A 12,014-nucleotide genomic window follows, 5' to 3' on the forward strand; every position below is an offset into this window, starting at 1 on the left:
AACGCCGTCGCGCGCGAGCGCGGCGAGGTGCGAGGTAGTCCGCCTCCGGCGGGGGATCGGCCGGCACCGGGATGGAGGGGGCACCGTCGCCGACCGCGGCCACGTGATGGCATGCGCGGGGAGCGTACGAGTAGTCGAAGGACCGTGCCCCTCTCGTGAAGGGCCCGGCTCAGGAGGGATTTCCTCCCTGGGTCAGCCAGGCGAAGCGGTCGAGGTATGCCTTTACATCCGGCAGGAGTTCGGTCGGGAAGGCCACGGGGACCGTCGTCTTTTCTCTTCGCCCCGTCCAGCGGCCAAGGGGTCTGCGGCGCCCGCACACCACGACTCGCGTGTCTGCTCAGCGTCACCCATCCTGAGTAGTGGGCCGTCCCTGGCATAAGCCCGGTCATCCCGAAGCACCGAAACAGGGGCACGCGAGAGGAGAAGAGCATGCGTATACGACGACTGCTGGCGCTCGCACTCGCCACAGCAACCCTGGCCGGTGTGAGCGCCGTCGGCGCCGCCGCCGCTCAGGCAACGACGTATCCGGCCATCTCGGCGGAACAGTGCACGGCCCAGGGCGGAACGGTCAACCAACTCCCCTACCGCGGCCCCACGTGCAGCTTCCCCGACGGGCACTCGGAAAGCATTACCTGAGCACGCCGGGCCAGACGGGCGGGATGGCGGCCCTGTCATCATGCAGAATCGCCACGCACAAATGACCTCTACAGGCTGCGGTGACAGCTATCTCTGATGGCAACGTCCGCGCGCTGAAACGGCCTTGACCGTTGCCCGGAGCACGACACGAGGAGATACGGCCGAGCCAAGGGTCGCCCGGCCGGGATGTCGATCGCGCACCGCCATGTCCGCTGCTCGGCGCCTTGAATCTGCGAGTTCCGACCAACCCCGAAGAGTAGGTGGGTCCCATGCGCACATCGTCCCGCGCAGCCGGTCTCCTCACCGGCCTAGCCCTCGCCCTCGGCGTGGTCTTCGCCGCCCCCGCCGCCCATGCGGACATCCCGGCTTGCACGAACCTGGTCCAGGGGGCGGGCGTCGAAGTCTCGGATGCCGTCAGAACGGCGTGCACCCAAGGTGTTCACAATGACCTACAAGGCTGTGTGCAGGGCCTGACCGAGGCCGGCGTGCCGGGCGGCGCCGCGAACGGTGCCTGCCGACTGGCGGCCAGGCCCCCTGCCTGAGCCCCAACTGCGTTCACAGACCTCTACGAGGCTACGTCGACACCTGCTTCGACCCTCAGCAGAAGCAGCTCAGACCGTGAAGCTGGGGACGCGCTTCCGTCTCGGTTTCCTTCTCACACGGGGCCCCGGCTACCTCCGCCGGGTCGATCTCCAGCCCGCTCGGCGGAGCGGCGACGTCGGCCACGAGTCCCCCATGCTGCGGGGCTTGGGCTCCGTTGCCGCCAGTAGGGGTGTGCGCGATCATGATCTGAATGGACGCTCGTTTCCTTGGCATCGATGAGCTGGTCGACGCCCCGCAGGTGGCGGTCGTGGTTGACGTCATGCGTGCTTTCACCGTGGCCGCCTGGGCCTTTGCGCGAGGGGCGGAAAAGATCGTTCTTGCTGAGTCGCTGGACGAAGCCCTGGCGCTCAAGGCTCGTCATCCGGATTGGGTGGCGCTCAAAGACGGTCCGCCCGCGCCCGGGTTCGACGCCGTCAACTCGCCCGGCCGGCTGCGGGCCGTTGGCCTCGGCGGACGGACCGTTGTGCAGAAGACCACGGCGGGGACGGTCGGCGCCCTCGCGGTCAAGGAGGCGTCGCTGGTGCTGTGCGCCGGCTTTGTCGTGGCGGAGGCAACGGCGCGGCTGTTGCGGACACGCGCGCCTGACAGTGTCACGTTCGTGGTCACCGGCGAGGGTGGGCGAGCGGACGAAGATCTCGCGTGCGCTCAATACATCGCCCGGCGAGCCACCGAGGGCGGGACGGATGCCGCCGAGTTCCTCCGTCGCGCCGCCGACTCACGTGCCGCCGCCGAGCTGGCGCAGGGTGTGCGGCAGGGAGTCCACCCTGATGACATCGCCCTCTGTCTTGAGCTCGACCGGTTTTCCTTTGCCATGGTGGCGGCCTTGGAAGACGCGCTCATGGTCGTGCGTCCGTGCGCCGCGCCTTCGCCGGGCGAGGGCGCGCCGAGCTGACCCTACTGCGCAGCTCCTTCGGGTTCGTCCGCTGCCGATGGATGGATGTGTCTGCCCTCGTTGAACGGGGTGAACCACGATCTGAACGACTTGGGCGCGGTTCCCGAAGCGGCGCCCGCCGGGGCTTCGTCGAATGCGTCCAGCGAGTCGTCGTAGAGCCACTCGTGGTCCTTGTCCTCGTAGACGTGGGCGGCGAACGCGTCCAGAGCGGCCGAGACGTCGTCGTCCAGGAGTCCGTGCAGTTCCAGGGTCGTGGTCGTCTCGCTCAGCAGGAAACGCAGGGCGAGTTCCTCGGCCACGCAGCTGAGCCGTTGGAAGCTGCCGTCGGTGAAACGGGTGGTCATGGCGATCGTGGTGACGAGGAAGCGGCGGGCGAAGCGGGCGTCGTACTGGAGGGCGTAGCGGTCGGGAAGGCGCTCCAGGTGCCACAGGGGGCCTTCGCATTCCGCGACGGTCGCGTCCTCCTGCGTCAGGACCTGCACGTCTTCGAACAGCTCGTCCACCAGGATGTCGGTCGCGTAGACCAGGGCGCCGGCGGCGAGTCTGGCGCTCTCCGCGGGGATCACTGTCTCCCCTTTCCCGCCATCCCCTTTTCCTCCGTCCCCTTTCCCTCCATTCCCTTTCCCTCCGTCCTCGTCGTTGCGTTCGCCGTCCGCGTCGCTGTCGAGTGCGCCGAACGTCGACAGCGGGAACGCGCGTAGTTCGTCGGCCGACTTCAGCATTCGGGTTCGTACGGCCGCGGCTTTCGCCTCGCCGGCGGGGGTCTCGTCGGTGCCTGGCGGTGCCGGGGTCTCGGTGTGGCGGGCCTTGCGGGCGGCGGGGTCGTCGGGCGGGGCGTCGGGGCCGTCGGCGGCGTCGAGGCTCTGCTTGGCCAGGTCCTGGTGCAGCTCGACCTCGCATCGCTCGATCGTCCAGTCGGCCAGCAGTTCTGTGCGCTCCAGCAGTTCGTCCACCAGTGCCTGTACGGAGTCCTCGGCGAACTCCAGCGCCGGAGCGTCGACGATGACCTTGAGGAAGGCGCCTTCGGGATGGACGGCCACGATGGTGTCGACGAGGTCGACCTCCACGCCGTCGGGGCCTTCGACGGACCTGACCGAGTTGAAGGCGTCCTCGATGAGCGCCACGGCGCCGGCGCGCTGCAGCGGGTCCATCTCCGGAGTGCCCTGCGGGATGCAGGTGTCCACGCTCACTACGTACGTCACGCCCCCGAGCCTGTCAGGAAGGAACCGTCTCGCGCGAGGGGTGCTGTCTTAACAAATCCGCAGGTGCTCAAGGGTGGGTTGGTTCTCGGGAGAGGTCGTCGAGGAGGGGGGCCGCCACCGTTTCCTCCATCAGGGCCGTTCCCCGTCGCGCCATGGCCGGGGTGAGGGCGGGGTCCCAGGGGGCCTCGGTGAGGCGGCCCGGGGCGGGGCCGTGCGGGGTGTGGGTGAGGCCGGTGAGGTAGTCGTGGGTGGACATGCGCCAGGGGACGGCAGAGGTCTTGTGCATGACGTGGGCCGCGATGCGGACGCCCTCGCCGTCGAAGTCTCCGTGGTAGCGCAGTGGTGCGCCCTGCGCGGCGAGGAGGTGCAGGAGGCGGATGACGGCGCTGTTGGGCCAGCCCGAGGTGCAGACCAGCGGCGGGCAGTGCGCGCCGAAGCGGCGCAGTGCCAGGGCGAGGACGCTCGGGTTCTCCGTGATGTGGACGGGTCGGGCGGGGAAGCGGACGTCACCCGGTGACCTCAGCTGGGCCAGGGTGAGCGAGACGGCGTGGCCGGACTCGGAGCAGATGCGGCTCAGCCGGCTCAGGATGCCCTCGCCGGACGGGCGGAGTCCGGCGGCGAGGACCGTCGTGGACAGCTCGTCGTCGGCGACGCCGGCCCGGGACCAGAGTGCGCGCCGCGCCTGGGAGCCGTCGGGCACGGGGGTGCCGTAGAGCGTGGACAGGGCCCGCAGCACGAGGGTGGCGAGGCGGGTGCCGTCGTCCAGGGCGTGCGGGTCGCCGTGCCGTGTGCGGGCCGCGAACACCGGCAGGGGTTCGCCCTCGGCGGGCAGCGCGGCGAGCACGGTGAGGGCGGCGGTCAGCAGGTCGCGGGTGCGTGTGACGGAGCCGTCCACCAGCCCCTGGGCACGGCAGTACGCGGTCCACTCGGTCAGCGCGGGCTGGGCCCGGACGGTGTCGTGGTCCGCCAGCCAGGCCCACAGTGCGCTCCGTTCGTCCTCGTGGCGCCGGCGTTCGGACTCACGGTCGCCGAGCGGGCCGATGACCTGCGCGACCAGGTCCCGTACGGTGCCGGCGCCGGCCTCGGCCACGGCGTCCTCCAGCCGGGCGAGGCGCACGGTCGGCCGCTGGTCGGGCAGCCGGTCCATGCCCAGGAGGTCGGCCAGGGCCTCCCGTTCGTCGTCGTCGAGCGGGCCCACGCGCACCCCGCTGACGGGGCGGCCGGAGGACAGACGGTCGTGCACCGCCTGCCAGAGAGGGCGCAGGCGAGGCTCGGCGAGGTAAGGGGGGACGGGGGGCGTGCTCATGTCCCGGGGTCCCGTGTACCTCTGCCTTCGTCGGCTCCGCTGCCTGTGGTTCCTGTGCTTCCTGTGCCTTCTTCGGCTCCGCTGCCTTCGTCCGGCTGCATGTCCGCGCCCGTCCACACGAAGCGGGCGCTGGTCACCGCGTCGTCGCCGTCCGTTCCCGTGATCAGTTGGTGGACGGCGATGCCGGAGAGTTCGCGGTAGTGGCACCACTCGTGGTCCGAGGTGAGCATCAGGTCGAGGTCGAGTGCGGCGAGCAGGGCGAAGATCTGGCCGCGGTTGGCGGCGTCGACGCCGACGAAAACCTCGTCGAGGAGGATCAGCCGAGGCGCTTCGGGTACGGCCTCGTAGTGCGCGGCGACGGCTGCGAAGAGCGGCAGGTGCAGGGCGATGGCCTTCTCGCCGCCGGACAGGGCGCCGTGGAGTTTCTTCGTGAGCACCTGCCATCCGGCGCCGTTCGCGCGGTCGAGCCGGACCACGAACTGATGCCAGGCGGTGTAGTCGAGCACCTCGGCGAGCTGTTCCTCCCAGGTGGCCGCCGTGTTTCTGGCCTTCGCCTCTTCGATGCGGGCCCGGAAGAAGGCGTGCAGCGCCTCGCGGTCGGCGTCGGTGACGTTCTTGGGCTCCTTGAGCAGGAGCGTGCGGGCGGTCTGGGTGCCGGCCGGGAGGTCGGGGTGGATGCGCCACACCAGTTGGACGGAGACGTTCGACGCCGTGCGGACCCGCTGCAGGTGACCGTTCATGCGGTCGACGAGTTCGCCCGCCTGACGGATCCGGGCGGCCAGGTGGCGCCGGGTGTCCCCGGTGAGGGTCTGGTCGAAGAGGCGACGCTCGGCGCCGGTGATGTCGTCCCGGCTGCCGTCCCGTTCGGCGGTGAGGGTGTGGAGCAGTCCCGTCGCCCCGGTCCGGGAGCCGTCCATGGTGGCGGTGAAGATCTGGACGTCCTCGTCGGCTTCCAGGTCGAGGTCGGCGCGGCGGCCGAGGACCTGACGGGCCTGGTGGACCGCCTCCGACAGGCGCTGCACGGCGTCCCCCAGGTTGCGCGGTTCGTGGGGGAGGTTCGGCCACTCGGCGGCGATCTCGCGGGCCGCGTACAGCGTGGCGCGGGCGCCGTCCTGTGCGGTCAGGTGCAGAGCGGCCCGTTCCGGTGGAGCGCCCGCGTCCTGCGGCAGGCCGAGCAGGCACAGGTGGCGGAAGCGGAGCGCCGAGGCGTCTCTCGTGGCGGTGGCGTCGTCGCGTCGCCGGACGTCCTCGGCCATGGTCGCCTCCAGCGCGCCGATACGGTGCTGAAGGCGGCTCAGTTCGCCGTCGCTCGCGGTGATCTCCTCGCGGCTGCGGCGGGCGTCCTGCCGCAACTCGCCGATGCGGGCCGCTATCTGGCGGAAGTCCTCGCCGACCGAGCTGTCGACGGCCTGGAGGGTGGCGGCGAGCGCCCGTGCCTCGGTCTCGGCCCGGTCGGCCTCCGCCTGGCTCTCCTGGGCGGCCTCCAGGGAGCGTTCGGCCTGGCTGCGCGCCGCGGCGGCCCGGCCGAGGGCGGTGGCCCAGTGCAGGTGTGCGTCGGCCCATGCGTCGGCCGTGTCGGCGAACGTGTCGACGGCGGCGGACAGTTCGTTCAGGCGGCCCCGCTCGGTGGGCAGGGCGTGTTCCGAGGAGAGCCTGCCCAGCGTGCGCAGGCAACGGCTCACGTCGGCTTCCCGCCCGTCGAGCACCTTGACCGCGACCCGGACGGCGTCGTCACGCACTCCGACCGCCTCCTCCGCGCGGTCCCAGCGGCGCCGTCTCTCGTCGAGCTCCCGGTGCCGGGGGCGGGCCGCGAGGTCGGCGTCGAGCCGGGAGCGGCTCTCGCGCAGCGCGCGCAGCCGCGCGTCGAGCGACGCGAGGTGCGTGTTCAGTTCGGTGAGGCGGGCGGTGAGTTCGGCGATGCGCCGCGCTCTGGCCTGTTCCCGGGCGAGGGAGCCGATGTGGGCGGGGGCCTCCTTGCTCCAGGTGCCGATGGCCGCGACCAGCCGCCAGCTGCCGTCCGCGGCGACGGCGGCGGTGTGCCAGTGGGGGAGCTGGTCTCCGTAGGCGATGCCCGCGAGGAGCCGGGCCACCCGGTCGGCGGACACCGGGCTGTCCTCTTCGGGGCGCAGGACTTCGAGCAGGGACGGGCCCGGCGCGGGTGTCGCCCAGGCGGGCGCCGCGAAGGTGTCGTGGCCGGCCAGCTCGATGGTGTCCTCGGGGCTCACCCATGCGTCGAGCAGTCCCGATGCCTCCAGTGCCGCCTCGACGCCGGCCTGGACGTCCTCGGGGACGCCGTCGCGGAAGGCCACCAGCCGCCACAGGGGCGCGCCCTCCATCGTGGCGCGGTCCGTGGTGCGAAACGGCGGGGCGGGCGGCGGGAGGTCGGTCTGTGCCGTGAGCGCCTCGACGGCCCGGACGGTCCGCTCGCGGTGCTCCAGCGCGGTCTCCCGCGCCGTCCGGAACCGGGTCTCGGACTGGGTGATCGCCTGGTCCTGGGCGCGTACGGCACGCTCCACGACGGCCAGCACATCCGCTTCGACGGCGGCTCGCGCGGCCAGTTCCTCGACGTCGTCGATCCGCAGTTCCACACATCCGGCGGCCCACTCCCGGAGCAGCTCCGCCTGTGCCTGCAAGGCCTGCGCGCACTCCCGGGCCGCTTCGTCGCGACGGGTCACGGCCTCGGCCAGGCCGTCCCGGGCGCCGTCCAGGGCGGTCTCGGCGGCGGTGCGGTCGCCCACGGCCCGCTCATGGCGTTCGACGGCCTCGCGGACCGCCGCCATCTGGTCGCGCCGGCCCTTGACGGCCCCGCGCAGCAGATGGCGGACCTGACGGACCCGGTCGGCCTCCCGCGCGGGATCGTCGGTGGCGGGAGCGTCGGCGAGGGCGGTGCGCAGCTCCGCGTGCACCGACTCCATGCCCACGGTGCGGGCCGTGCGCTCGACGTCCTCGGCGGTGTCCCGGGCGTGGTGGGCGTATTCCTCGGCCTGTCTCACGGCGGCGCCCGCCTGCTCGTCGTCCGCGTGGAACCGGCGCTGCCGGTCGTCGGCGGTGGCGCGCAGCCGGTGGGCGGTCTGCGCCGTGTCCTGGACGCGGCGGCGGAGTTGGTCCAGCTCCTTGCCCTGCTGGTAGAGGTCGCTGTCGACCAGGCCCTGGACGGCCGCTTCGAGTTCCTCGACCCGCTCGCTCAGCTCCGCCCTGCGCCGCCCGGTGACCTCCTGGGCGTGCAGGGCCTGTCGGTGCTGCTCCGCGCTCTCCCGGGCGATCCGGGTGCGGTTGTCCAGGTCCGTCGTCGCGGAGATCAGCTGTGCGGCGGCGGCGCGCAGCACCCGCTGGGCGTAGCCGCGTTGCCGGCCGGCGATGGCGGCCGCGGCGCCGACCTCCTCGTCGAGCCGCTTCAGGTCCTCGCGCTGCCGGTCGAGCCGCTCGAACCCCTCGGCGAGCTCCCCGATCTCCGTCTCGCCGAGCGGCGGCAGGGCCTTGGACAGCAGGGTGGACAGCAGGGACGGGTCGAGCCGCTCGGAGAGTTTCGGCTGCCTGAGCTGGAGCAGGGCGGTGATCAGCGCCTCGTAGCGCTGCTCGCCGAGGCCGGCGAACAGGGTGCGGCGGATCGTGGACCGGTAGTCGGCGGCCGTGGCGTGGATCTCGCCGTGGCCCTCCAGCGCGTCCGCGAGCGCGGCCCGGGTGAGGGGCTGGCCCGCCTCGTTGAGGAGGGAGATGCCGTCGGGGCGGTCGCCGAGGCGCCGGGCGGTGGTGAAGTAGTCGGTCTGGACGCCGCTCGTGTGGACGCTGGCCTGCAGCCGGGCTCCGCAGGAGAACCAGGCGCCGTCGGCCCGGCCGAACTCCATCCACACGTATCCCACGCGGGTCTTGCCGGTGGCGCCTTCGCCCATGAGGTTCCAGTGCATGGTGCGCTCGGAGCCGCCGAAGGTGGACAGCCGGTGGGGCCGCAGGTTCGCGTCGAAGAGGAACGGCAGCAGCAGCTCCAGCGCCTTCGACTTGCCCGTGCCGTTCGGCCCGCGCAGCAGCAGGCGCCCCTCGTGGAACGTGAACGTCTCGTCGTAGTACCGCCAGACGTTGAGGATGCCGGCGCGGACGGGCTGCCAGCGGGCCCTGGTGGGAGCGATGCCGTCCGTCGGCCGGTCCGTGCCGCGTACCGGCAGTTCGGTCACGCTCACCACGAGCCTCCTTCCTCGTCCATGGTGGCGAACGTCGCGGTGGTGGTTGTGTTGGCGGTCGTGGTGACGGCTGTGGTGGCGGTCGTGGTGGTGGTGTGCGCGACGCGGTAGCGGTGGGCGGCCGCGCGGGCCACGACCCGGTCGCCGGTGCCGCGCACCAGGCCGAAGTCGCGCAGCACCGCCACGGCGTCGTCGGCCAGCCGGCGGGCCCCTTCGGCGGCCTGGTAGGCCTTCGCCCAGCGGGGGAAGCGGTGCAGCAGCTCGGACGCCGCCGCCGCGAGCTGTTCGGGGGTCGCGCCCTCGGGCGTGTCGGCGATGCGTTCGAGAAGGAGCAGCGCCGCGACCCGGGCGGTCGAGGAGTCGTCCGGGAACCTGGAGTCGGTGGCGACGGCGTCGGGGTCGACGAGGAGATAGCCCTCCGCGCGTTCCTCCAGGACGAGTCCGGCCTGCTCCGCCGCGCGCCGCAGGATCTGACGCCCCGTGGGGGACGCGAGGTAGGCCAGCTCGTCGTCGGTCAGGTCCTCCCGGTAGAGGACCGGGTCGTCGAAGAGGCGGCGCAGTACGGAGTGCCGTAGCCACAGGTTCCGCCGGGTCCCGGAGACCACGAACGCCTCGTCGCCCGTGCCCGTACTGGTGCCCATACCCGTACCGGTGCCGGTGCCAGTGCCCGTGCCCGTACCCGTGAGCATGGGCTGCGTCGCGGGCGGGGGGCCGTAGCGTCGCTCCCGCATCAGCTCGGCGAGCAGTTCCTCGAAGCGGCCCGGCACCTCCTGCGCGGGCAGCGCCAGCCGGGACGGCCCCACCGGCGCGGCGGGCAGCCTCATCAGCAGCGTGACGTCCACCCGGTAGAGGACCTTCGCCTCCGCCGTGTCCACGAAGGCCTCCGTCAGCCCGTCGACGACGGCCAGGACGCCGTAGGACTCCAGCAGCTTCAGGACGTCCACGAAGGCCGTCCGCTCCCGGCGGCTGGTGGTGTCGAACGACTCCAGCGCCGGGTCGGCGGCCATGGCCTGTACGACACGGTCGGCGAGCAGCCCGATGGTCGTCATCGGAACGGACGTCAGCTCCGCCGCGGTGACGCAGAACAGCACGTACCTGCGGCGGTCGAAGGGCGCCCGGCCCGCTCGGGGACGCAGGGCGGGCCGGGAGGCGTCGGCGTCCGGGCGGACCTTGACCAGCCGGGCGTAGCCGCGCCGCGGCTCCACCACCAGGCTCCAGCCGCAGGTGTAGTCGAACCACTTGGCCAGCGGCTCCTTGCGGCGCCGGACCACCTCGAAAGCCGCGGGGTCACCGCGCTCGGTGATCAACGGCTGGGCGAGCAGCAGACGGATTCCCCGCGCCACCTCTTCCCGTTCGACCACCACCAGCTGGTTGGCGAGCGTGCTCATCCCACGGCCTCCTCGCGCCCGGCCGACGGGACTTGGTCGTACTCGGCCTCGGCCGACGAGGCCTTCTCATGCCCGGCCGACGCAGCCCTCTCGCGCCCCGCCGACGAGGCCTTCTCATGCCCGGCCGACGCAGCCCTCTCGCGCCCCGCCGACGAGGCCTTCTCGTGCCCGGCGGCCACCTGCCTCGCGGCCCCCGGTCCTACGGCCGCCTGATCTACGGCCGCCCGACCTGCGGCCGCCCGTCCTGTCGGCTCCCGTCCTGCCGGCTCCCGTCCTGCCGGCTCCCGTCCTGCCGGCTCCCGACCGGCGGCCGTGTCCACGCCGCTGATCCGAACGACGTAATCCGGTCCGCTCATCACGCCGTTCGCGGTGTGCAGCCGAGCGGTCCTGTCGTCGGCCGCGGCCCCGCCCTCCAGGAGGATCTCGACTCCGCCGTCCGCGCTGACGGCTCGGCGCACTCCTGTGCTGTCGGGGCGGGACGACAGTGCTCTGCCGAGCAGGTCGAGCAGCCGCTCGAACGCCGCCGGGTCGAGTTCGCCGAAGGCGGAGAGCCGTACCGGCCGCCCGTCGGTGGTCAGCACCTGCCAGGCCGCCTGTAGTTCGGCGCGTTCCCGACGCGCGCGCTCGGCTCGCGCGGCTCTCGTCGCGGAGATGTCGCGCACCCTGCCGGTGCGGGTGAAGCGCTCCGTGCGGCCGCTGGTGCGCAGCAGCGCGGACACCTCCACCGGTGGTGCGGCGGCCCAGGTCCGGGACGCCGGGACCAGTTCGGGGTCGGGATGCGCGAGGTGGGCGTGGCGCGCGGATCCCAGTCCGAAGGCCAGCGACCACAGCCGGTGCAGGTCCTCCTCCCCCGGCGCGGCGGCGAACCAGCGGGCGAGCTCCCGGAAGTCCTGGACGGCGCTGGACGAGCGCCGCCGTGACTCCGTGATCCGGTCGAGCACTTGCAGCAGCGAGACGATCGCCCGCCGGGCCACGTCGTGCAACTGCTCGACCCGGGGCGGCGACCCGTCGGCCGGCAGGAACCATGCGCGCAGCCCCGCCCAGCGCGCTCTGCGCCGCTCCAGCCACGCGGCCGCCGGGTCCGCTCCGGCCGCCGGGGGCAGTTCCGCGCCCCGTAGCGCGCGCTCGTGCAGCAGTCCGACCCCGCGCTCCTCCACGCGGGCCACCGCCACGGTGACCCCGGCGCCCCGCCGGTCCAGGTTGACGAGGAACTCCCGCAGATACGCCACCGTCGCCGCCTTCACCTCCCGGAAGACCCCGGGATCGGCTCCTTCGGCGCGCAGCAGCCGCTGCAACTCCCCGTTGAACGCCTTGGTGTTGTCCAGCAGCGCTTCGAGGTGCCCCTCCAGTTCCTGGAGGGTGCTGAAGATCCGGCGGTCCGCCGAGGAAGGCTGCTCCAGCAGGACGTACAGCTCGTCGAGCCGGTCGGTGATCGCCTCCAGTACGGCGGTCTGGAGCGCCCCCGTCGCCGCGAGCACGGTCAGCGCGTGTTCCACGCCCGCGATGGCGGCCTCGCCCTGCCGGGTCAGGGAGTACTGGAGGTTGCGGCGCTCGTACTCCTCCGCGGTGCGGTAGTTCTCGGTGTGGTTCTGGACGACGTCCAGCAGGTTCCACTCCCTGAGCTTGCCGAGTGCGTCGTGCAGTTGCTCGTCCGTGATGGCGTCCAGCCAGCCGACCGTCCGCAGCCGCGCCCGGACCTCGTCGAGCCCGAGGGCCGTCTCCAGCCGCTCGTTGGCCGCGCCGAACGCCCGCAGCACCGCCCCGTAGAGATCGGCACGATCCCCCATGGTGAACCGGAACATCTCCGGCGGA

At 72.5% G+C, this 12,014-nt stretch carries 8 protein-coding genes; 3 read left to right on the plus strand and 5 right to left on the minus strand.

What is annotated here, in order from left to right:
* Positions 1-429: 429 nt before the first annotated feature.
* The 3 genes from ACZ5SK_RS14395 (at position 430) to ACZ5SK_RS14405 (ending at position 2,131) form a co-directional block, all read left to right on the plus strand.
* Positions 430-636 carry a hypothetical protein gene (locus ACZ5SK_RS14395; protein ID WP_334578274.1) on the plus strand — a complete coding sequence of 69 codons (207 nt, stop codon included), beginning with the start codon at positions 430-432 and terminating at the stop codon, positions 634-636.
* 269 nt (positions 637-905) lie between these two features.
* A complete protein-coding gene (locus ACZ5SK_RS14400; RefSeq protein ID WP_334578275.1) occupies positions 906-1,178 on the plus strand; it encodes a hypothetical protein in 273 nt (90 codons plus the stop codon).
* 251 nt (positions 1,179-1,429) lie between these two features.
* The gene (locus tag ACZ5SK_RS14405; protein WP_334578276.1) at positions 1,430-2,131 is read left to right on the plus strand and encodes a 2-phosphosulfolactate phosphatase; all 702 of its coding nucleotides are present in this window, start codon (positions 1,430-1,432) and stop codon (positions 2,129-2,131) included.
* 2 nt (positions 2,132-2,133) lie between these two features.
* Here the strand turns inward: ACZ5SK_RS14405 and ACZ5SK_RS14410 are convergent, their stop codons facing one another.
* From ACZ5SK_RS14410 to ACZ5SK_RS14430, 5 genes are all read right to left on the minus strand, one after another.
* A complete protein-coding gene (locus ACZ5SK_RS14410; protein WP_361704751.1) occupies positions 2,134-3,333 on the minus strand; it encodes a hypothetical protein in 1,200 nt (399 codons plus the stop codon).
* A 67-nt stretch (positions 3,334-3,400) separates the two neighbouring features.
* A complete protein-coding gene (locus tag ACZ5SK_RS14415; RefSeq protein WP_361704754.1) occupies positions 3,401-4,639 on the minus strand; it encodes a TIGR02679 family protein in 1,239 nt (412 codons plus the stop codon).
* Positions 4,636-8,814 (minus strand): TIGR02680 family protein, encoded by a 4,179-nt coding sequence (locus ACZ5SK_RS14420; protein ID WP_468576050.1) that lies wholly within the window; start codon positions 8,812-8,814, stop codon positions 4,636-4,638. Before ACZ5SK_RS14420 ends, ACZ5SK_RS14415 begins: the two co-directional genes overlap by 4 nt.
* Positions 8,811-10,202 carry a TIGR02678 family protein gene (locus tag ACZ5SK_RS14425; RefSeq protein WP_361704759.1) on the minus strand — a complete coding sequence of 464 codons (1,392 nt, stop codon included), beginning with the start codon at positions 10,200-10,202 and terminating at the stop codon, positions 8,811-8,813. Before ACZ5SK_RS14425 ends, ACZ5SK_RS14420 begins: the two co-directional genes overlap by 4 nt.
* On the minus strand, positions 10,199-12,004 hold the full coding sequence (locus ACZ5SK_RS14430) for a TIGR02677 family protein (RefSeq protein WP_468576114.1): 1,806 nt from the start codon (positions 12,002-12,004) through the stop codon (positions 10,199-10,201). Before ACZ5SK_RS14430 ends, ACZ5SK_RS14425 begins: the two co-directional genes overlap by 4 nt.
* Between the last annotated feature and the right edge of the window lie 10 nt (positions 12,005-12,014).

Source organism: Streptomyces sp. NPDC031474 (assembly GCF_055581185.1).

Bases quoted from the DNA above. Each gene is read 5' to 3' on its own strand.
- ACZ5SK_RS14405 (WP_334578276.1), top strand. From the start codon at position 1,430: ATGGACGCTCGTTTCCTTGGCATCGATGAGCTGGTCGACGCCCCGCAG.
- ACZ5SK_RS14415 (WP_361704754.1), bottom strand. From the start codon at position 4,639: ATGAGCACGCCCCCCGTCCCCCCTTACCTCGCCGAGCCTCGCCTGCGC.
- ACZ5SK_RS14425 (WP_361704759.1), bottom strand. From the start codon at position 10,202: ATGAGCACGCTCGCCAACCAGCTGGTGGTGGTCGAACGGGAAGAGGTG.
- ACZ5SK_RS14400 (WP_334578275.1), top strand. From the start codon at position 906: ATGCGCACATCGTCCCGCGCAGCCGGTCTCCTCACCGGCCTAGCCCTC.
- ACZ5SK_RS14430 (WP_468576114.1), bottom strand. From the start codon at position 12,004: ATGTTCCGGTTCACCATGGGGGATCGTGCCGATCTCTACGGGGCGGTG.
- ACZ5SK_RS14395 (WP_334578274.1), top strand. From the start codon at position 430: ATGCGTATACGACGACTGCTGGCGCTCGCACTCGCCACAGCAACCCTG.